17 protein-coding genes and 6 pseudogenes are annotated in these 19,551 nt (G+C 62.5%); 15 read left to right on the forward strand and 8 right to left on the reverse strand.

What is annotated here, in order from left to right; all coding sequences use genetic code 11:
* Positions 1-31: 31 nt before the first annotated feature.
* Positions 32-406 carry a YciI family protein gene (locus OMK73_RS06390; protein WP_267601237.1) on the reverse strand — a complete coding sequence of 125 codons (375 nt, stop codon included), beginning with the start codon at positions 404-406 and terminating at the stop codon, positions 32-34.
* Positions 407-533: 127 nt separating this feature from the next.
* On the opposite strand from OMK73_RS06390, the gene OMK73_RS06395 reads away from it, so the two are divergent.
* The 4 genes from OMK73_RS06395 to OMK73_RS06410 all read left to right on the forward strand — a co-directional run bounded on the left by OMK73_RS06395 (position 534) and on the right by OMK73_RS06410 (position 3,696).
* Positions 534-1,319 (forward strand): SDR family NAD(P)-dependent oxidoreductase, encoded by a 786-nt coding sequence (locus OMK73_RS06395; RefSeq protein ID WP_267601238.1) that lies wholly within the window; start codon positions 534-536, stop codon positions 1,317-1,319.
* A 115-nt stretch (positions 1,320-1,434) separates the two neighbouring features.
* Positions 1,435-1,605 carry a hypothetical protein gene (locus OMK73_RS06400; RefSeq protein ID WP_267601239.1) on the forward strand — a complete coding sequence of 57 codons (171 nt, stop codon included), beginning with the start codon at positions 1,435-1,437 and terminating at the stop codon, positions 1,603-1,605.
* A gap of 35 nt (positions 1,606-1,640) precedes the next feature.
* Complete coding sequence (locus OMK73_RS06405) at positions 1,641-2,447, forward strand: Bug family tripartite tricarboxylate transporter substrate binding protein (RefSeq protein WP_267601240.1); 807 nt, start codon at positions 1,641-1,643, stop codon at positions 2,445-2,447.
* A 148-nt stretch (positions 2,448-2,595) separates the two neighbouring features.
* Entirely contained in the window at positions 2,596-3,696 is a 1,101-nt protein-coding gene (locus OMK73_RS06410) for a CapA family protein (RefSeq protein ID WP_267601371.1), read from the forward strand.
* Positions 3,697-3,969: 273 nt separating this feature from the next.
* On the opposite strand, the gene OMK73_RS06415 is transcribed toward OMK73_RS06410, so the two are convergent.
* Positions 3,970-4,731: a hypothetical protein gene (locus tag OMK73_RS06415; RefSeq protein ID WP_267601241.1), complete on the reverse strand. Its 762-nt coding sequence runs from the start codon at positions 4,729-4,731 to the stop codon at positions 3,970-3,972.
* A 335-nt stretch (positions 4,732-5,066) separates the two neighbouring features.
* On the opposite strand from OMK73_RS06415, the pseudogene OMK73_RS06420 reads away from it, so the two are divergent.
* From OMK73_RS06420 to OMK73_RS38900, 5 genes and pseudogenes are all read left to right on the forward strand, one after another.
* A pseudogene (locus OMK73_RS06420) lies at positions 5,067-7,222 on the forward strand (acetate--CoA ligase family protein).
* A pseudogene (locus OMK73_RS06425) lies at positions 7,219-8,270 on the forward strand (CDP-6-deoxy-delta-3,4-glucoseen reductase). The pseudogenes OMK73_RS06420 and OMK73_RS06425 overlap by 4 nt, the downstream one beginning before the upstream one ends.
* 23 nt (positions 8,271-8,293) lie before the next feature.
* Positions 8,294-9,037 (forward strand): enoyl-CoA hydratase/isomerase family protein, encoded by a 744-nt coding sequence (locus OMK73_RS06430; protein WP_267601242.1) that lies wholly within the window; start codon positions 8,294-8,296, stop codon positions 9,035-9,037.
* A gap of 16 nt (positions 9,038-9,053) precedes the next feature.
* Entirely contained in the window at positions 9,054-9,839 is a 786-nt protein-coding gene (locus OMK73_RS06435) for an enoyl-CoA hydratase/isomerase family protein (RefSeq protein WP_267601243.1), read from the forward strand.
* 176 nt (positions 9,840-10,015) lie between these two features.
* Positions 10,016-10,749, forward strand: a pseudogene (locus OMK73_RS38900) (IclR family transcriptional regulator).
* 111 nt (positions 10,750-10,860) lie between these two features.
* On the opposite strand, the gene OMK73_RS06450 reads toward OMK73_RS38900, so the two are convergent.
* From OMK73_RS06450 to OMK73_RS06475, 6 genes and pseudogenes are all read right to left on the reverse strand, one after another.
* On the reverse strand, positions 10,861-11,280 hold the full coding sequence (locus OMK73_RS06450; protein ID WP_267601246.1) for an SDR family oxidoreductase: 420 nt from the start codon (positions 11,278-11,280) through the stop codon (positions 10,861-10,863).
* A gap of 44 nt (positions 11,281-11,324) precedes the next feature.
* Positions 11,325-11,636, reverse strand: coding sequence for an SDR family NAD(P)-dependent oxidoreductase (locus OMK73_RS06455; RefSeq protein WP_267601247.1), 312 nt, complete (start codon positions 11,634-11,636; stop codon positions 11,325-11,327).
* 53 nt (positions 11,637-11,689) lie between these two features.
* Complete coding sequence (locus tag OMK73_RS06460; protein WP_267601372.1) at positions 11,690-12,250, reverse strand: lactonase family protein; 561 nt, start codon at positions 12,248-12,250, stop codon at positions 11,690-11,692.
* 185 nt (positions 12,251-12,435) lie between these two features.
* Positions 12,436-12,858, reverse strand: a pseudogene (locus OMK73_RS06465) (beta-propeller fold lactonase family protein); the annotation flags it as partial.
* Between the two features lie 24 nt (positions 12,859-12,882).
* A complete protein-coding gene (locus OMK73_RS06470; RefSeq protein WP_267601248.1) occupies positions 12,883-13,299 on the reverse strand; it encodes a Zn-ribbon domain-containing OB-fold protein in 417 nt (138 codons plus the stop codon).
* A gap of 4 nt (positions 13,300-13,303) precedes the next feature.
* Positions 13,304-14,472, reverse strand: a pseudogene (locus OMK73_RS06475) (thiolase domain-containing protein).
* 234 nt (positions 14,473-14,706) lie between these two features.
* Between OMK73_RS06475 and OMK73_RS38155 the strand changes: the two are divergent.
* The 6 genes and pseudogenes from OMK73_RS38155 (at position 14,707) to OMK73_RS06505 (ending at position 19,508) form a co-directional block, all read left to right on the forward strand.
* Positions 14,707-14,928, forward strand: a complete 222-nt coding sequence (locus OMK73_RS38155) for a rubredoxin (RefSeq protein WP_324291672.1) — start codon at positions 14,707-14,709, stop codon at positions 14,926-14,928.
* Between the two features lie 84 nt (positions 14,929-15,012).
* Positions 15,013-15,207, forward strand: a complete 195-nt coding sequence (locus tag OMK73_RS06485) for a hypothetical protein (protein ID WP_267601249.1) — start codon at positions 15,013-15,015, stop codon at positions 15,205-15,207.
* A 46-nt stretch (positions 15,208-15,253) separates the two neighbouring features.
* Positions 15,254-16,662 (forward strand): annotated as a pseudogene (gene tcuA, locus OMK73_RS06490) (FAD-dependent tricarballylate dehydrogenase TcuA).
* Positions 16,649-17,854: a tricarballylate utilization 4Fe-4S protein TcuB gene (gene tcuB / locus OMK73_RS06495; RefSeq protein ID WP_267601250.1), complete on the forward strand. Its 1,206-nt coding sequence runs from the start codon at positions 16,649-16,651 to the stop codon at positions 17,852-17,854. Before tcuA ends, tcuB begins: the two are co-directional and overlap by 14 nt.
* A 182-nt stretch (positions 17,855-18,036) precedes the next feature.
* Positions 18,037-18,315 (forward strand): lycopene cyclase family protein, encoded by a 279-nt coding sequence (locus tag OMK73_RS06500; protein ID WP_267601251.1) that lies wholly within the window; start codon positions 18,037-18,039, stop codon positions 18,313-18,315.
* Complete coding sequence (locus tag OMK73_RS06505) at positions 18,219-19,508, forward strand: GMC family oxidoreductase (RefSeq protein WP_267601253.1); 1,290 nt, start codon at positions 18,219-18,221, stop codon at positions 19,506-19,508. The genes OMK73_RS06500 and OMK73_RS06505 overlap by 97 nt, the downstream gene beginning before the upstream one ends.
* The last annotated feature ends 43 nt before the right edge of the window (positions 19,509-19,551 follow it).

Raw genomic sequence — 19,551 nt, forward strand, 5'->3', positions numbered from 1 at the left:
CGGAGCGGGTCGGCATTTAACGTTTAGCCGCTCACACGGCCTCAGCCACCTGCGGATGGAAACGCCCTTTCTTCAGGCGGCGGATATTTACCGATTCAAACACGCCCGCAGCGTGAAACGTTTCGCCTTCGATGAAGCGCTGCGCCTCCGTCCGGCTCGGCACGTCGATAATGAAAAAGCTGCCCACGAACACCGAGCCATCGTCACTTTGTTGCGGGCCGGAGAAAAAGATCTTGTCGTTCCAGCCATCCAGATAAGCACGATGTGTGGCCAGGTATTGTTCGCGCAGGGCAGCGGAATTCGGCTTGTCAGTGCAGTTGATCATCCACAGCATTTCTTCATCTCCTAGTGGTGGTATTCCAGCATCGAGTTCCGGCCTTGCCAGCCGGCCCGTGATCAGCATCATAGGGCGATGCATTTACCGTCTTTGCAGCGTGACATTGAATGACTTGCAATGCAGCGTTGAAGATGCACGGCCCATTACCGCAACTTCGGCACCTACAATTTCCTCAGTTCGATCAGGGAGAATGAAGATGCGACTGAAGGAAAAGGTGGCGATCGTCACGGGCGGGGCCTCCGGCCTCGGCAAGGCCATTGCCTTGCGCTTTGCCAGCGAAGGGGCCATGGTCATCATCGTCGACGTGAATGATGCGGCGATGGCGGCGACCGCGGAAGAGATTCAGGGGCTGGGCGGCAAGGCACGTGCGTACAAGGTCGACGTGACGCAGCAGCAGGAACTGCGCAATGTCATGGAAGACGTGGTTGCCGCCGAAGGGCGAGTGGACATCCTCGTCAACAACGCGGGCGTCACCCGCTACCGGCCGTTTGGCAGTATGGGTGATGCGGACTGGAACGCGGTGCTCGACCTCGACCTCAAAGGCGTGTTTTATTGCGCCCAGGCAGCGGCGCCGTACATGGAACGACAGCAGTACGGCAAGATCGTCAATATCTCGTCGAGCCTGGGTACCGGGACCACGCCGCATATCGGCGCACTGACCGCCGGTGCCAGCGCGCCTTATGCCTCTGCCAAGGCTGCAGTGATCCAGTTGACCAAGACGCTGGCGAGAGAACTTGGCCCGAGCGGTGTCAATGTCAACTGTGTGGCGCCGGGCTTCTTCCTGACACCGCTCACGGGCGCCACGCGCAGCCCGGACGAGGTGGCGGAGCATATCCGTGTTCGCACCAGCATGGCTGTCCTCAATCGGCCAGGGCGGCTGGAAGAGCTTGCCGCAGCGGTACTGTTCTTCGCCAGCGACGATTCCAGTTTTGTTACCGGCCACACGCTCTATGTGGACGGTGGGCGAACCGACCGGATGTAAGCGGACCCGAGCAAGATTTGAGCACCGTGCCGAAGTGATTCGGCATGTGGCCTGTCAGGACAGACGCCGCAGCAAGCGGCGCGCGCAATCCCATCCCACCCTCGAGGACAGAATCATGGAGACAATGGTGCCATCGCAGTCCAGGCGTATCCGTCGTTTGCTCATTTCACTGCCTTTGCTCGCTGCCAGCGCGGTATTGATGCAGCCGGGCGCGGCCCATGCGGGCTATCCCGACAAGCCGATCAAGCTGCTGATCGGCTTTCCCCGGGCGGATCGACCGACCTGATCGGGCGGCTGGTCGCGGAAAGGCTGTACAAGGCATTGGGCCAGCCAGTCGTCATCGAGAACCACGGCGGCGCCAATGGCATGGTCGCGGCCAATGCGGTTGCGGCCGCGGCTCCCGATGGCTACACACTGTTGCTGACTTCCATGGGAATGACGACCAATCCCTACCTGTACACGAAGTCGGCACGTGACCCGGTCAAGGATTTCACTCCGATTTCGCTGCTGGCCAATGTTCCTAACGTGATTGTCGTCAACCCGAAGCTACCGGCGCGCAATCTGGATGAGTTGCTGCGTCTGGCCCGTTCGAGCAAGACGCCGCTGACGTCGGGTACGACCGGCCAGGCGGCGCCCGGTCATCTGGCGACGGAGCTGCTGCAGCGGGCGGCCAACGTCAAATTTTCGTTCGTGCCTTACAAGGGTTCGGCCCCGGCATTGAACGATGTCATGGCCGGCTACGTCGACATGTCGCTGCCCACCGTCGTCGCCGCATTGCCGTCGATCCGGTCCGGCAAGGTGCGAGCCATTGCAGTCACCGGAGCTGGCCGGTCCAGCCTGCTGCCGGATGTCCCGACTTTGGCAGAAGCGGGCGTGAAGGACCTTAGTGGCAGCTCAGGGTGGTACGGCCTGGTCGGCCCGGCAAAGATGCCTCGCGAGGTTGTCGAACGACTCAGCCAGGCCGTCGTCAAAATCATGAACAGCAGCGACGTACGCGAACGCTTCCAAGCCAATGGGGCCGATCCCGTCGGATCCAATAGTGATGAAATGGCCGCCTTCGTCGCGCAAGACTACCGGCGATGGGGCGAACTGATCAGGGCCGCCAACATCAAGGCCGAGGCCCAATAACCCGGAAAGGGCAAGAGGGTCAGGTTCATGGACAAGCCGGGGCGATGGCGTGCGGCTTGGCACGCAACTCGGGCGATGCTAACATCAGTTCTTGGTGTCGGCATTGATTCCGGGTAGTGGAACTAATAGCGTTGTTGAGGAGATAGTTATGTCTGGCAGTGTGACGGTGTTGATCGGTGGAGATTGTGGTCCTGCGCATGGGCCGCGGGATGGTTTCCCGATAGAGGGCTACACGGAGTTGGTGCGTCCCGTGCTCGAGCAGGCGGACATGCGGTTTGTGAACTGCATGCGGACCTATTCGAGCCGGGGCATCCGGGCGGAGCATGCCCCACAGGTCGGGCAGCCAGTCGAGATGGCGGAAATCTACACCAACGGCATGTTCGACGCCGTCACCATGGCGAACAACCACACCTATGACGCCGGGCCGGACGCCATGCTGGATACTCGCGAATTGCTGAATTCGCGCGGTATTCAGGTGACGGGTGCGGGTCGGGACCTCAAGGAAGCCCGCCGTGCCGCGATCGTGGAAAAGAACGGCGTGAACGTGGCCTACCTCGGCTATACGTCGGTCGCCGCAGCCGGCAGCGAAGCTGGTCCAGACAAGCCGGGCGTCACCTCGATCCGGATCCGGACGTCCTACGAAACCCGCGGCCCGCACCAACCGGTCGGTATCCGGACGGAGCCCGATCCTGAGGATTTGGCCATGCTGGTGGAGGACATTCGTGCGCTGCGTGAGGAAGCGGACATTGTCATTCTCGCTTTTCACTCCGGCGTGATTCGGCTGCCACGGGTTATCGCTGACTACCAGGTAGCCGTTTCGCACGCCGCCATCGATGCAGGCGCCGACCTCGTCGTTGCGCATGCGCCGCACATTCCGAAAGCGGTGGAAGTCTACAAGGGCAAGACAATCTTCTACAGCCTGGGCGTGTTCGCCATGACGAAGGGCTTCCCCGCGCCGTCCTGGGCGGAGCCGGCATGGGCGCACGGCGCGGTCCGGAATCACACGGATCTCGACCCCGATTTCCCGCTCATGCCATACGGCAAGGCCTGTACCCTGAGCCTGCTGGCGAAAGCGGTGGTGTCGAAGGAGGGGTTGTGCGCGTCGGATTCCTGCCCATGGCCATGGACCAGCGGTACCGGCCGGAAGTCCTGCGCCGCGGGCACCCGAAATTCGACGAGGTTCTCAACTATATGGAATGGGCATCGGTGGATATGCCGCATACCTTCCGTGTGGAAGGGGACGAGGTGATCGTCACCGCCTGAGGCGGGCCCGCGCTACAAAGTCCTGGCCAGTCGCGCTCCGGCGCCCCGCATTGTGCAGTGCGACTGGCGAACGGCCCTGATGCAGGTAATGCCGTTCCGTCAAGCCACAGTCATTGCCGCGGGTGCGGGGCCGACTGTGGCTTTTTCGCCTTCTTCAACGGACAAAAATATTCCCGCAAACGCGGGAAAAGGCCTCGGATCAGTTGTGTGCATCCCCGAAGGTGAGACATTGCGGTAGAGGGGGCGTGCCCCCCGCCAATCACCAACCCGCCCGATCCTCCCGCGGATACTGCAGCACCATCGCCTCCAGGCCTTTCGCGCCGGCACGAATCTCAAACTGCTCTTCATTCGGCTCCACGACCACCATGGACCATTGCGGCAGTTCTTCGTCGCCATGAACGAGGCTGCCGTTGCCGACGAAGATGTAGTAGCCGCCAGCTGCACGGGGATCAGGGCCCTGTACCGTCATACCCTCACCGAGCCGCACCACTTGCGCAGCCATGCCATCGGATTCGTCCGCGAACAACGTCTCCCATGCCACTTCCTTGCGGGACTTGAGAACCGGCTCGGTGGAAAAACCCACCGGGTCCGAGGTCAGGTGCCGGCGCTTGCTTTGCTCGAGCTTTTCGCGGTACCCGGGCTTGTCGAGATAGATCGGTTCGGAATTGGCGGTGTACATGCGCATCGCCACGAATGACAGGCCTTGGGGGCCCGAAATGATCGGGCCATACGCAGTGTGGTGATCCTTGAACTGAACGGTCAGCGGCTGGAGCACCTGGCCGCGGTTACCAATGGTGCCGGAGCCGGCGACGAAGAGTTGAAACATCGTCACACCGTGAAAGTGCGGGACGATCGTTTCGTTGGCGTCCAACTCCGACATTGTGGCCTGCGGCCCCGGCTGCCGCTCGTTTGAAGAGCGCGGGCCGAAGTACACAGTTCCCCAATGCGTATTGCCAGTCCCAGGGGAAACCACAACATTCCGTTTTGCCAGGGCGTCGGCGCCACTTCGCGTGTAAATCATAGTCATTTCTCCTTTGCGTCTGCCGCAGGTCGCGGAAGATCTCCGCGCTGGTTTGCGGGTTGCTCAGAGCAGGCGGGCAACCCATAGACTAATCGTAGCAGAAGTTTTGATGAACAGCATCAGTTTCGATCATCGGAACCAAAAACACTTGAGACGTTGGGTTCTGAACAATGGAACCGATTCCAAAAATGTTGACTGTCGAGGCGCGTCGGGCTAAAGTCAGGACTATCGGAGCCGGCACCGCGCCGGGCCCGCAGGGGCTGCTCGTCGCAGACGTTGTCGCGCATCAGTGCGCAGTTTTGTCCCGATGTTGTCGGGAAGGGATCACTCTAGGTATGAACAAATTCAGTCATCTATTCGAGCCTCGCTCAATCGCCGTGGTGGGTGTTTCTGACGACGTCGCGCGCCCGGGTTCGCAGGTCGTGCGGGCACTCCTGAAGAACGGCTACAGCGGCAAGATCTTTCCGGTGAATCCGAAGTACGAGCAGTTCGACGGCATGAAGTGCTACGGTTCCGTTGCCGATATTGAGGAGGACGTGGATCTGGTCGTCATCGGTGTCCCGGCCAAGGGCGTGCTGCCGGTGGTGGAAATGGCAGCGCAGAAGCGCGTGCCGTTCGCGCTGATCCTCAGCGGTGGCTTCCGCGAAAGCGGACCCGAAGGGGTGGAGCGAGAGCGGCAGATGCTGGAGATCGCGCATGGATCCGGCATGCGCATCGTGGGGCCGAATTGCCTGGGCTTTGCCAACATTCACGCCAATGTCTATGCCGCCTTTGGCAGCATTACCCGCGAGCCGAAGCTCAAGCCGGGTTCCGTCTCGCTGGTGACGCAAAGCGGCGGCTTTGGCTACAGCATCGCGCTGGCATGCGAGGCGGCCGGCATCGGCTTCCGGCATGTGATCGCTACCGGCAATGAAAGCGATATCGATGCCGTCCAGCTGATCGATGCCCTGATCGATGACGACGAAACCAAGATCATCCTTGCCTATATCGAAGGCACCCGGGATGGTCGGGCGCTGCTCGACGTTGGCCAACGTGCCATGGCCCGTGGCAAGCCGCTGCTGCTGTGGAAGGCAGGGGTGACCGAGCAGGGCGCGCGCGCCGCGGCGTCGCATACCGCAAGCATGACCAGCAGCTATGACTATTACTCGGCGGCCTTCAAGCAAAGCGGTATCGTGGAGATCCGGGAAATCGACCAGGCGGTTGACTACCTGAAGGCACTGGAAGGCGGCAAGTATCCGGCCGGCGGCGGGGTGGCGGTGATGGGCGTTTCCGGCGGCTCCGCGATCGTCTTTGCCGACGCCGGTGAACCGGCTGGCCTGTCTCTGTGCGAACTGACCGAAAAGACCCAGGCAAGCCTGCAGGCGGTCATTCCGAACATCGGGGCAGTGCACAATCCCATCGATCTGACCGCAGGCTACTTCTCCGCCGGCAATCGCGCCAAGCTGGAAACTGCGGTACGTGCCACGCTGGAGGATCCCAATGTGCACGCGGTATGCGTGAATATCGCGACGACCGGGAAGGCGGGGAGCGTGGTGGCTGCGGAGGTGCTGGGCGAAATCGCCGGGTCGACCGAAAAGCCGATCGTGGTCTTCTCCTCGGCGCCAGCCAGCCAGATCGGGGAAGCGCTGTCGGTGTTCGCGCGGTCGAGCATTCCTGTGCTGCCTTCGCCTTCGCGCGCGGCCGGTGCGCTGGCAATGCTGGCCAACTACCGGCAGGCCCGCGCGCGTGTCGAACGCGCCACAGCCTCATCCGCTTCGCGAAGTGCGGCGGCACCGCGCGAGTTGTTCCCGCGTAACGCGGAGGGTGCGTCGCTATCGGAGGCCGATGCAAAAGCCATTCTCGCGGCAGCCGGCATTCCCGTGTCCAACGATGTGATCGTCAGTGGTGTCGAGGACGCTGTCGTATTCGACAAGATGACCGCGCCGCTGGTGGTCAAGATCGTCTCGCCGGACATCGCGCACAAGACAGAAGTGGGGGTGTCAAGGTAGGGATCCGCACGCGCGCCGAACTGGAGGCAGCGATCGCCGAGGTTCTTGACAATGCGCGCCAGAAGGCGCCGTCCGCCCGCATCTCCGGCGTACTGGTGACGCAGATGATCCAGGGTGGCTTCGAACTGATTGCGGGCGTGGTCAACGACGAGGTCTTTGGTCCGGTCGTGGCGGTCGGCGCGGGCGGCATCTATGCCGAACTCCTGGGCGACACCATCTGCAGGCTGGCACCGTTTGACGACGTGACCGCGCGCGAGATGCTCGATGAACTGAAATGCCGGCGCATCCTTGACGGTGTCCGGGGCAAGCCGGCGCTGGATGTCGATGCGGCGGCGCGCGCGCTGGCTGCGCTGTCGCAGTTTGCCTGGGAAGCGCGCGATCAGGTGGGTGAGGTCGACATCAACCCGCTGTTCGTCCTGCCCAATGGCGTGGTGGCAGCCGATGCTGTCATCATTCCCCGTGGCCACACGGCATCACAGCCGGTCTCCGGGGAACGGCCATGAGCGAGCCCGTGATGGAACTGCCGACGCACCCGGTCACGTTCGAGCCGGTCGGCCACACGCTTGCGGTGCGCGAGGGCGATACGATCCTTGCCGCCGCGCTGAGCCAGAATTTCCCGCTCCCGCATGGCTGCCGCACCGGCACGTGCGGCACCTGCAAGGCCAAGGTACTGGCAGGCGATGTGGATCACGGCGACTCCGACGACTGCGTGTTGTCGGAGGCGGAGCGTGAGCAAGGCTATGCGCTGCTTTGCCAGGCCAAGGCGCGCTCCGCGCTGGCGATCGCAAGCAGCGTGGTCCGTGAAAACATGGACATCCCCATCGTGCGCCTGCCTTGCCGCGTACATCAACTGGAACGGCTGGCGCACGACGTCATGCGCATCCGGCTGCGCTTGCCTGCCACGCAACGCCTGAAGTTCCTGCCAGGCCAGTACATCAATATCGTGATGCCGGGCGGTATTCGCCGCAGCCTGTCGATGGCAAATTCGCCGGAGGATGAGGACCTGGTCGAGCTGCATCTGCGCAACTACGGCGGCCCGTTCAGCACCCACGTCTTCAATGTGATGAGGAAAAAGACCTGCTGCGGATCGAAGGTCCGGTAGGCGCGTTCTTTGTGCGAGAGCAGAGCGCCAAGCCGATCATTTTTGTGGCCAGCGGCACGGGCTTCGCGCCGATCAAGGCCATGATCGAGCATGAGGCAAGCAAGGGAAGCGGCCGTCCGATGACCCTGTACTGGGGTGGCCGCCGTCCTGCCGATCTCTACCTGGATGCGCTGGCAACGACGTGGCAGGAGAAGCATGGCGTCCGGTACGTGCCAGTGGTGTCCGAGGCCCGCGATGAGGATGCCTGGGAAGGGCGCACCGGCTTCGTCCACCAGGCCGTGATGGAAGATTACCCTGACCTGTCCGGCCATCAGGTCTACGCGTGTGGCGCGCCAATCGTCGTGCAATCCGCCCGCGATGACTTTACCAACGTTTGCCGCCTGCCGGAGAGCGAGTTCTTTGCCGACATCTTTGTGTCTGGCGGCGGCAAGGTGCGGGCGGCGGCATAGTAAAAAGACAGGAGACAGCTTTCATGGATAGCAGGCAAGACAATCTGGTCGTCGAACGCGCGGATGATCTTCTGTGGATCACGATCAATCGTGCGGAGAAGGCGAATGCGATGACAGTCGCCATCATGGAGGGCATCACCGCTGCGATCCGGGCAGGCGCGAGCGATCCCACCGTCAAGGCCGTGCTGCTGACGGCCGCGGGGGCCCGCGTGTTCAGTGGCGGCGCGGACGTGCGCGAGCAGCCCGAAGACGGCGACATGGCGCGTCAGCGCGAGCGCCGTTCCCATGCCCTGGCAGCGTTGCAGGATGCCGTGATGGACAACCCGGTCCCGGTCCTTGCCGTACTGAACGGCATCGCCAGCGGCGGCGGCGCCATGCTGGCATTGCTGTCGGACGCCTGTGTCGCGGCGGACACGGCCGCGCTGTCTCTGCCGGAAATCGACCTGGGCATTCCCACATTTTCCGGGGCCAACATTCTTGAGGTCATCGGCGGACGCGCGCTCGCGCTGGACCTGATCCAGACGGGCAGGCGCATGCCGGCACGCGAGGCGTTGACGCGGGGACTGGTCGCGGCCGTGGTACCTGCCGACGAACTGAAACATGCGGCGACGGTGCTTGCAGGAACGTTGGGCGGCAAGGAGCGGCGCGTGTTTGCGGACAACAAGCAATGGATCAACCGGCAACTGAAGGCGGCGTTGCTGGAAGCGCGTGCCCAGCATGCCCGGCACCGCAAAGCCGTCGCGACGGCCGAATCCGTGTCTCGTTAACAATCAGGAGGGGAAAGTGGCAGATCTGGAAATTGAAACGATTGGCCGTGTGATGGTTGCGCGCCTGAATCGACCGGAAAAGAAAAACGCGCTGAGCGAGGAAATGCTTGAGCTTCTGCGCACTGCACTGAACACGGCGAACGACGACCCGGGCATCGGCAGCTTTGTCATCACCGGCAGCGGCGACGCATTCTGCTCGGGCGGGGATCTTGGGCGACGTGGCTCGGAGGCTGACCCGACACCGCTGGAGCGCAAGCAGCGGCTCCAGAACGTCACACATCAGGTCGCGCTGGCGGTGGAAGCGTTCGAGAAGCCGCTTATCGCCGCAGTAAACGGTGCGGCCGTCGGGGCAGGCATGGACCTTTCGCTGATGTGCGACCTGCGCTTTGCGGCGAGCACCGCGAGGTTTGCGGAGGCGTACATTCGTGTCGGCCTTCTGCCAGGCAACGGCGGTTGCTATTTCCTGCCGCGTCTGGTGGGCCCAGCCAAGGCCTTGGAGCTGCTTTGGACTGGTGATTTCGTCCCGGCCGAAGAGGCTCTGCGGATCGGGCTGGTCAATCGGGTTTGCAGCGCGGATGACCTGATGCAAGAGACGATCGCTTTCGCGGCTCGCCTGGCCGACGGCCCGCCGATCCAGACGCGCGATATCAAGAAGCTGATGTATCAATCGCTGCGCACGGACCTGCGCACGAGTCTTGAAACGGTTGCGTCGCATATGGCGGTGGTGCAGTCGACCCGTGACTACAAGGAGGCAATCCTGGCTTACAAGGAGAAGCGCAAGCCGGTATTCGAAGGCCGCTGAACGACGCTCTCCATACGTTATAAGCGCCTTATGCGTTACTTATAGGGTTGATGTAGCGTTGCCCTGTGGGTAGTACACGGCGGGGGTAGGTATCGGGCCTCGGGGGCATAGCGCCAACCCCGCTGCCGTGATGTACCATACAGGGTTTGAAATTATGGATGGAACACCTCCAAATGATGCGCTCGGTGCAACGTATTCTTGCTGTATTCGAAAGCTTCACCGCCGAACGGAGCAGCCTGACGCTACAGGAGATTGCTGACCGCATCGAGCTGCCGAAGTCCACGACGTTCCGCATTGTCCAGAGCCTGGACCAGGCGGGCTATCTGGTTCGCCTGGAGGACCAGCAGTACTGCCTGTCGTTCCGCTTCACGCGGCTCGCCGGCCTGGTCAAGAGTACGCTCGGCATCCGCGAGATCGCCCGCCCGATCCTGACCGAGCTGGCGGAGAAGACCAAGGAGACGATCTCGCTGCATACGGTCAGCGGCCAGCATCGCATCTGCATCGACGCGGTGTCGACTGACGCATCGCCGCTACGCGCCGTGGTCCAGTCGGGCGAGCAGATCCCCTCCTTGCAGGTTCCGGTTCCAAGGTGCTGATGGCGTATATGGCCAAGGATGAAGCGGCTCCTTTCGTCAGCGCTGTCGCCAAGGCGACAAAACGAACCAAAGCCGATGTGCTTGCCGAGTTCGAGAAAGTGCGCGAGCAGGGCTATTCGGTTTCGCATGGGGAACGCCTGCTGGGCATTTCGGCGATCTCGGCTCCCATCAAGGACGTGAACGAGGAAGTGCACTATTGCGTGTCGCTTGGCGCGCCGACGGTGCGCTTGCAAACGCGGGAAAAGGAACTCGTCAAGCAAGTGGTCAGCGCCGCCGCCAATATCTCGCTTCAGCTCGGCGGCAAGGTGCCTTGAGTGGGGCCGCTGGTGCAGCGGCCCAGCGACTGTCTCTTGCTTAAACGGGCAGGCCGCGCTGCACGCGGCCTGCTCACCACTCTTCACCTCGGCTCGCCGGGCGCTTGCGCGTCAAAGCAGCGATCCCACCATCCCGCCCTCCACTGGAATCGTCGCGCCATTGACGAATCCCGCCTGCATCGATGCCAGGAACGTCACCACGCCGGTTGTCTCCTGCTGGGTACCGAGCCGGCCCAGCGGAGTCAGTTTCTTGCGGGCTGCCGTCTTTTCCGCCGAATAGGCGGCACCGCCGCTGCGATGTGACGTGTCGATCAGCGCGGGCGCAACACAGTTCACCGTAATGCCACTGGTGCCGACCTCATTCGCCAGGTGTTTCATATATGCCGTAACGCCGGCCCGGAACACGGTGGACAGACTGTGATGCGGCATCGGCTGCTTGACTGAAGCCGACGTGATGGCGATGATCCGGCCCCAGTTGCGGTCGAGCATCAGTGGAATGACGTGGGTAACCACCTGGATGGTGCCCCACAACTGACTCTGGTACGCCTCCTTCCAGCGCTCCTCGTCGTTTTCTTCTAGCGTGGCGCGGATCGGGTTGGGGGGCGTGATGTATTCAGGACCACGATGTCCGGTCCACCGCCGTGCTGCCGGAGCGTGGAAGCCAGACGTTCCACGTCGGCGCGAACCAGCATGTTGCCGGGGACCGCAAGGGCCTTCACGCCGTGCTGCTGTTCGATCTCATCCGCAACGGCTTGCAGCTTGTCAGCGGAGCGGGCGAACAGCACCACATTGACGCCCTCCGCTGCCAGGGCGTGCGCAATGTTCCTGCCCATGCCGCCGCTGGAGGCCGTGATCAGCGCAGTCTTTCCTTTGATTCCTAGATCCATGTTTCTTACTCACTAAGGTGGGGCCGATGTCCCTTCGCGACGATTGCCGGCCACTAGTCAAGACCTGCCATTCCCATCCAATACTGGAGCTGGCTGCCTGAAGTTTCGACGTCATACTTCCGGCAGAACTCTAGTCGCCCATCGGCCTCGATGCGAAAGACCGAGAGTGCCGCCAGGACGTGCCTGGTTTTTTCGCCATCGCGTTCATTCAGCGCCTTAATGCTCGCTGTCACAAGCAGGCGCCCGCCTGGGTCGCACGCAAATGTGCGGATGTGAAAGGATTGCGTGTCGGCATGCTGGAGAAGCGTGGGTTCACCCGTTTCCTCGTCGATCCCATACACCGCGATGTTATTTTCCCCGCCTGCGAACACCTTGTGGTCCCCGTCGGCGACGGCGTGGTCCGCCCGATTGGCAACGTAGACACAATGACCCGCTGGATGGACATGAATGGGACCGCCCAGTTGCCTGGGGCGAACCAACTCAGGCTGGCGCAGTGTTGGACAGGTGAAGGCCGGCGCCGCTTCGATGCCGCCTTCGCTGTAGCGAAACATATAGAGCCGGTTGGTGCGTTCGTCCGAAGCATATAGCCAGGGTTTTGACGGGTGAAACGCGATGTGACGCGGGCCGAAGCCATATCCCCCTGCGGGGCAACCACCCCGCCCGTCGAAAGCTGGCCATCCGTGAAGCCGAAGGTCCGCAGCGCGCCGGGCTCTTCTGGCTTGTCGCCCTGCGCCTTGTTGCCGCGGTCGACGATCACCGCCGTGCGGCCCGACGGCGTGACCATGACCTGATGCGGATAGATGCCGTAGTCCAGGGCGGTGGCTTGCACAACGCGATCGCCGATCTCGCCATTGGCTTCCACGCGATGCACTGTGATGCCGCTCGACGGATAGTTGTGCCCATTCAGGATATAGCGCCCCGAGGGATCCACGCACATATGCACGGCGCGACGCGGCAATGCCTTGCTTTCCCCATGGGGAAGCAATGCGCCATTCGCGCCGATGGCAAATGCGCTGACGTGGTTGCAGTGTGATTCGACCCGTGGGCCACCGTTGCTGGTGGAAACATACAGGTACGGTTTGGCAGGGTGCCGCCAGGCATATTGCACCTTGGCGGGAACCCGGATGGTTTCCTTCCTGACAAGCGTAGCGGAATCGACGTCCACCGTGTAATGGGTGAGCATGTCGTCAACGGCGCTATATAAAGCGACGGATCTTGCCATCGGATTCTCCGGCGAGTATTCGGGTCAGGGCGCAGGTTCGGCAACCGGCGTGAACATCGGGATCGATGTGCCGCCTTCGGACGTCTTGAAGACCACCCTGACGCGCTGGCCGATCCGGACCGTGTCCAAATCTGTGTCAACGATATTGGTCAGGATGGTGGGGCCCTCATCCAACGTCACGTATGCGATGCAGTATGGCGTGCCGGCGCCGCGGCGCGTAACACTGTAGGTGTAGATCACGCCGGTACCTTGGCTGTCGGCCCATTGCACCTCGCTGCTCCAGCAAAAAGGACACAAGGCACGCGGATAGTGATGCGATTCGCCGCAGCTGCTGCAAACCTTGAGCAGCAGCTTTCCCTGGGCAGCGGCGGCGAAATAGGGTTCGTCACCCGGGTTCAGGGCCGGGTCGCTGATCTTGCGGGCTTCGGAAAACGTCGGCATGTCATTACTCCCTTTCCATGATGAGCGTGGCGGCGCCGTGGCGGTGACCAATGGCACCGCCGATGCCGGTGGCCAAGGCAAGTGCGCAATCTGGCACTTGCACGCTGCGGTGGGCTTCGCCGCGCAGCTGGCGCACCGCTTCGATAATCTTGGTGATGCCGCCCCGATTTGCCGGATGGTTATTGCACAGGCCGCCACCGTCGGTGTTAAACGGAAGCTTGCCAACGCCGGAGATCAGGTTGCCGTCAGCGACGAAGCGGCCGCCTTCGCCCTTCTTGCAGAAGCCGAGATCTTCCAGCTGCAGGATCACGGTGATGGTGAAGCTGTCGTAGATCGACGCATACTGAATATCGGCAGGGGTGACGCCGGCTTCTTCGAAGGCACGCGGACCCGTCCACGCCGCGCCGGTATAGGTCAGGTCCACCTTGCCTGCCATCTGGTGCTTGGTCGATTCGCCTGCGCCCAGCAGTTTGATGCGGGGGCGTGCCAATGCCCTGGCAATTTCCGGGCGCGCCACGATCACTGCGCCACCGCCGTCGCTGACGACGCATGAATCGAGACGATGCAGCGGGTCAGCGATCATCGGCGAGGCCAGTACGTCGTCGACCGTGACAACGTTGCGCAGCATGGCGTTCGGGTTGTGCTGCGCATGGTGCGACGCAGCGACCTTGACCCAGGCGAGTTGCTCGCTGGTGGTGCCGAATTCATACATATGTCGCATGGCACACATGGCGTAAAGGTTCAGCGTAACCGGGCTGTAGGGCATTTCATAGGGCGTCTCCGGCATGTTGACGCCGCGGACCCGAACCTGTGTGCCGGAAATTCCCTCGGAATTCGGCCGGCCGGCAAGGGTGATGAGCGCCACGTTGCACTTGCCCGCCGCGATCGCCTCGGCCGCGTGGGCCACGTGTGCCAAGTATGAGCATCCCCCATATCCGTCGAATCGACATGCCTGAGCCGGTTCAGGTTCAGGTAGTTCGCCATCGACCACACGTTGGCACCCGGTGCGTCACCGGCACAGAAAAAGCCGTCGATGTCATCCCGCGACAGCCCCGCGTCTTCGATCGCGCCTTTGGCGACCTCCGCATGGAGCTGCGCCACGGAGTGCACCGGCGCTTTGCGCAAGGGGTGTTCGTACGCCCCGATGATGTAGGCCTTGCCTTTGATTGTCATGCCGAGTCTCCTTGCAGTCCGTCACTGGACAACTGCTTAGCGGTTTCATACACTGGAATCGATGCTATTCAGTAGAACCCATGATATCATCGCTTCCAAGGTTGTGGGGGAACCTGAAAGATGCCAGGGCAGGGCCTGTATGGCTCGTTGTGTGATGGGAAGGGGCGCTGTCCTGACACAGTGCCACTCTGAGTTGAGCCCACAGTGGGCAGGTATGACGAAAGGAGCAGGACCATGGAGAACCAATCCGCGAGCGCTGACCATTCTGGCGCGGGTGCTGTCTTTGCCGACTTCAAGGTCTGGCAATGCGCGCTGTGCGGCTTTGTCTACGACGAGGCGATGGGGATGCCCGACGAAGGCATCGCCCCGGGCACGCGCTGGACTGACATTCCCGACGACTGGATGTGCCCGGAGTGCTCGGTAGGCAAGAGCGACTTCGAGATGGTCGAGGTGTAGGGCAGTTGAAGTCGGCGCGGTTCGAGGCAGGAACGCAATGGAGCAGGCGAAATGGGAATGGGTGGAATGTCCCTGCGCGGGTTAATGGAAAAGTGGCTCGGGCCAGAGGCGCCGACGATTGCACGCATTACCCGCATGCGCGACGACGCAAACCAACGCGGCTATGTGCAGGTCGAGGTTGAACGAGCTTCGGGGGCGCTGTCCCTCCTGTTCTTCCGCCACGCCGACGGCTCCTGGTGCGTGTTTCCGCCGCGCGACCGCGGCGGGCGACAGACGTGACAGTCAGATCCTGGCGGCCGGGCGCGGCGCTATGACGGAGAATTGGATGATCGATGTACTAGTGATAGGAGGCGGCAATGCCGCGCTCTGCGCCGCCCTGATGGCGCGCGAAGCCGGGGCTTCGGTGTTGCTGCTGGAGTCGGCGCCTCGTGCGTGGCGCGGCGGCAACTCGCAACACACCCGCAACCTGCGCTGCATGCATGATGCACCACAGGACGTGCTGGTGGACGCCTATCCGGAAGAGGAATACTGGCAGGATCTGCTCAAGGTGACAGGGGGCATCACCGATGAACACCTGGCACGGCTCGTGATTCGTGCCTCGTCGACATGCCGGCCCTGGATGCGAAAGCATGGCGTGCGCTTCCAGCCGCCGCTCTCGGGCGCGTTGCATGTGGCGCGCACCAACGCCTTCTTCATGGGCGGCGGCAAGGCGCTGGTCAATGCCTATTACCGCAGCGCCGAAGCGATGGGCGTGCAGATTCGCTATGAAACGCCCGTCGACGCGATCGAGATGGACGGCAACCGCTTCGTCGCCGCGCGCAGCGGTAACCAGCGCTTCACCGCGCGCGCCTGCGTGCTGGCCGCGGGTGGCTTCGAATCGAACCGCGAATGGCTGCGCGAAGCGTGGGGCCAGAACGAGCGCGGCGAATGGCCGGCCGACAACTTCCTGATCCGCGGCACACGCTTCAACCAAGGTGTACTGTTGCGGCACATGATTGAATCGAGGGCGGACGCCATCGGTGACCCATCGCAATCGCATTGCGTGGCCATCGACGCACGCGCGCCGCTGTACGACGGGGGATCTGCACGCGCATCGACTGCGTGTCGCTGGGCATTGTCGTCAACCGCGACGCTGAGCGGTTCTATGACGAGGGTGAGGACTTCTGGCCCAAGCGCTATGCGATCTGGGGCCGGCTGGTAGCACAACAGCCAGGGCAGATTGGCTACTCGATCATCGACAGCCAGGCCATCGGCCGCTTCATGCCGCCGGTGTTTCCCGGCGAGAAGGCCGACACGCTGCCTGAACTTGCGCGCAAGCTCGGGCTGCCGGAAGCGCAGTTCGTGCGCACCGTGCAGGACTACAACGCCGCGTGCCGCGTCGGCACGTTCGACCATACTGCGCTGGACGACTGCCATACCGAAGGCCTGACACCCCCCAAGACACACTGGGCCCGTCCGCTGGACCAGGCGCCGTTCTATGGCTACGCGTTGCGGCCGGGCATCACGTTCACTTACCTGGGCCTGAAGGTCAACGACCTGGCGCAGGTGCACTTCGGCAGCAAGCCGAGCGGGAATCTGTTCGTGGCAGGAGAAATGATGGCGGGCAACGTGCTTGGCAAGGGATATACGGCGGGCGTCGGCATGTCGATCGGTACCGCGTTTGGGCGTATCGCCGGCACGCAGGCCGCTAAGGCGGCGGGCATCAAGACGGGAGCGGTCCATGCAGAAGCTTGAAGCGCTTGCGCGCGAGGCCACGGAGCTGGCTGGCCAGGAGCCGGGCGCGACTGCCATGCCCAATACCGGGCGCGTGATCCGCGTCCTGCCGCTCACGGAGAACGAAGCCGAAGTCGCGCGGCAGATGCAGATCTGTAATGCCTGCCGCTATTGCGAGGGTTTCTGCGCGGTGTTTCCGGCCATGACGCGCCGGCTCGAATTTGGCAAGGCCGATGTGAACTACCTGGCGAATCTGTGTCACAACTGCGGTGCGTGCTATCACGCGTGCCAGTACGCGCCTCCGCATGACTTCGGCGTTAACGTCCCTCAGGCGATGGCCAAGGTACGGTTGGAGACGTACAGCGAATATGCGTGGCCGGCGCCGCTGGGCAAGCTGTATAAGCGCAACGGCCTGACGGTGTCGGTAGCGCTGGCGATCGGACTCGCATTGTTCCTGGTGCTGGCCGTGACGATAGGTGGCGCGCTGTGGCGTACGCACGAGGGCGGAAATTTCTATGCGGTGTTCCCGCACAACACGCTGGCAAGCATGTTTGGCGCGGTGTTCGGCTTTGCAGTCATCGCGCTCGGCATCGGGGTGCGGCGCTTCTGGCGCGACGTGTCGACCGGGACGGCCTCGGCGCCTGCCGTGGCGGAGGCGACGAAGAACGTGCTGACGTTGACCTACCTGGATGGTGGCCATGGGGATGGCTGCAATGAGGCGAATGATCGCTTTACGCTGGCGCGGCGGCGCTTCCACCATTTCACGTTCTATGGTTTCATGCTGTGCTTTGCTTCGACGGCGGTGGCGACGGCTTATCATTTTCTGTTGGGATGGCATGCGCCGTATCTGGTATTCAGCCTGCCGGTGCTGTTGGGCACAGCTGGAGGCATCGGCCTGTTGATCGGCCCGGCCGGATTGCTGTGGCTGAACCTGCGGCGTCATCCCATGCACGGGGATGTGCAACAACGGCCGATGGATCGGGGCTTCATTGCGTTGCTGCTGTTGATCAGTGGGACAGGATTGGCCTTGCTGGCGGGACGTGAGACGGCTGCGATGCCGTTGCTGCTGGCGCTACACCTGGGCGTGGTGATGGCCTTGTTCGCGACGCTGCCGTATGGCAAGTTTGCGCATGGCATCTTCCGCACCGCGGCGCTGTTGAAGTCCAACATTGAAAAGCGCAGGCCCAGCGAACTGCGTCTCGGCGACGACTGACCCTGGTCTCCATTGTCCGCCCTGAGTGTGGGTCCGGAGATGCCAGCTACATGTGCGAGATTCTCTCTGCTGGCTCCTAAGCGCCAAGCGCAGCTGAGCCAGCCTCCTTTCTCATAGTCCGACAGCGATTGCACGGCGCAACGATTCCGGAGGCCGTGCGCTCGGATGGGGAGAACGACTGCGTGAATTGTTACGACTACATTATCGTTGGGGCTGGCTCGGCAGGCTGTGTCCTGGCCCGCCGTCTGAGCGACGATCGCAACACGCGTGTGCTGCTGGTAGAGGCGGGACCACCCGCCGATGATTTCTGGATCCGCACGCCCGCTGGCATGGGCAAGTTGTTCAGGTCAGCGCACTACAACTGGTGCTTCGAGACAGAGCCAGTGCCGACCTTGCGCAATCGCCGGATCTACTGGCCCCGGGCGACACGGCAAAAGGCAGCGAGTCGCACGGGCTTTTGACGGTAAGTGATCCGTCGGTTCTCCATCCCGCGGCGCTTGCCTTCGTCGAGGCGGCGCAGCGCACTGGCCTGACGCGCCTGGATGACTTCAACGACGGTGAGCAGGAAGGCGTTGGACTGTTGCGCGCCACGATCCGCAACGGGGTGCGGCAATCCACTTATGACGCATTCGTGGCCCCGATTGCCGCGCGTCGGCCGAATCTCGACATACGGACTGGCGTGCACGTGCGCAGACTCCTGTTCAGCGGAGTTACCGCGACCGGTATCGAGGCTGAGATCAATGGGCAGATTCAGCGTTTTGAGGCGGTGCGTGAAGTGGTGCTGTGCGCGGGCGCGCTCAGCTCCCCGCACCTTCTGATGCTGTCCGGCATCGGCGATGCAGAGCAACTGCGGCGGCACGGCATCGCAATGGTGGCGCACCTGCCGGGCGCGGGCAAGAACCTGCAGGACCATTTCGCCGTGCGGGTGCAGGCGAGGACCACGCGAGAGGGCTCTTACAATCAGCATCTTGCCGGCTGGCGCAAGTACGCTGCGGGTGCGCGCTATCTGCTGACAAAAGGCGGCTACCTTGCGCTGGGCTCTTCGATCGCTGCCGCTTTCTTTCGTAGCGGGCCGCAGGTGGCCTACGCGGACATGGAAGTCAGCTTTCGTCCGATGACCTTCTCGTATGCGGGAACCAGTGAAGCGGTGGTCGACGATTTCCCCGCGATCAGCGCATCGGTCTATCGCGTGCGTCCGGACTCGCGCGGTGAAGTGATCCTTCGCAGCGCCGATCCGATGCAGTCTCCAGCCTTCGTACCTAACTACCTTCACGCTCCCGAGGATATCGGCGCAATGCTCGCAGGCCTGCGGCGATTGCGCCAAATCCTTGCAATGGAGCCGCTGGCTTCGTTCGTCCTTGAAGAACTGGTGCCAGGGAAGGAAGTGCATACCGACGCGCAATGGATCGACTATATGGAGCGCGAAGGCCAGTGCGCGTTCCATCACGCGGGGACATGCAAGATGGGCAATGACCGCATGGCGGTCGTTGATGCACGCCTGCGCGTGCGGGGCGTCGAACGTCTGCGTATCGTCGATGCTTCGATCATGCCTGTCGTGACATCCGGCAATACGAATGCCCCGACCATCATGATTGGGGAGAAGGGCGCGGACATGATTCTTGCAGACCAGCGCGCAGCAAGTCGGGCGGCATAGCCCCCGCGGTCATGCTTGCGCCGGCCCAATTTCGTCGTTTGTA

The sequence above is a fragment of the Cupriavidus sp. D39 genome (assembly GCF_026627925.1).
GTDB lineage: Bacteria > Pseudomonadota > Gammaproteobacteria > Burkholderiales > Burkholderiaceae > Cupriavidus > Cupriavidus ulmosensis.

Bases quoted from the DNA above. Each gene is read 5' to 3' on its own strand.
- OMK73_RS06395 (WP_267601238.1), top strand. From the start codon at position 534: ATGCGACTGAAGGAAAAGGTGGCGATCGTCACGGGCGGGGCCTCCGGC.
- OMK73_RS06415 (WP_267601241.1), bottom strand. From the start codon at position 4,731: ATGATTTACACGCGAAGTGGCGCCGACGCCCTGGCAAAACGGAATGTT.
- tcuB (WP_267601250.1), top strand. From the start codon at position 16,649: ATGCAGAAGCTTGAAGCGCTTGCGCGCGAGGCCACGGAGCTGGCTGGC.
- OMK73_RS06390 (WP_267601237.1), bottom strand. From the start codon at position 406: ATGATGCTGATCACGGGCCGGCTGGCAAGGCCGGAACTCGATGCTGGA.
- OMK73_RS06485 (WP_267601249.1), top strand. From the start codon at position 15,013: ATGGAAAAGTGGCTCGGGCCAGAGGCGCCGACGATTGCACGCATTACC.
- OMK73_RS06400 (WP_267601239.1), top strand. From the start codon at position 1,435: ATGGAGACAATGGTGCCATCGCAGTCCAGGCGTATCCGTCGTTTGCTC.
- OMK73_RS06410 (WP_267601371.1), top strand. From the start codon at position 2,596: ATGTCTGGCAGTGTGACGGTGTTGATCGGTGGAGATTGTGGTCCTGCG.
- OMK73_RS38155 (WP_324291672.1), top strand. From the start codon at position 14,707: ATGGAGAACCAATCCGCGAGCGCTGACCATTCTGGCGCGGGTGCTGTC.
- OMK73_RS06455 (WP_267601247.1), bottom strand. From the start codon at position 11,636: ATGGATCTAGGAATCAAAGGAAAGACTGCGCTGATCACGGCCTCCAGC.
- OMK73_RS06470 (WP_267601248.1), bottom strand. From the start codon at position 13,299: ATGCCGACGTTTTCCGAAGCCCGCAAGATCAGCGACCCGGCCCTGAAC.
- OMK73_RS06430 (WP_267601242.1), top strand. From the start codon at position 8,294: ATGGATAGCAGGCAAGACAATCTGGTCGTCGAACGCGCGGATGATCTT.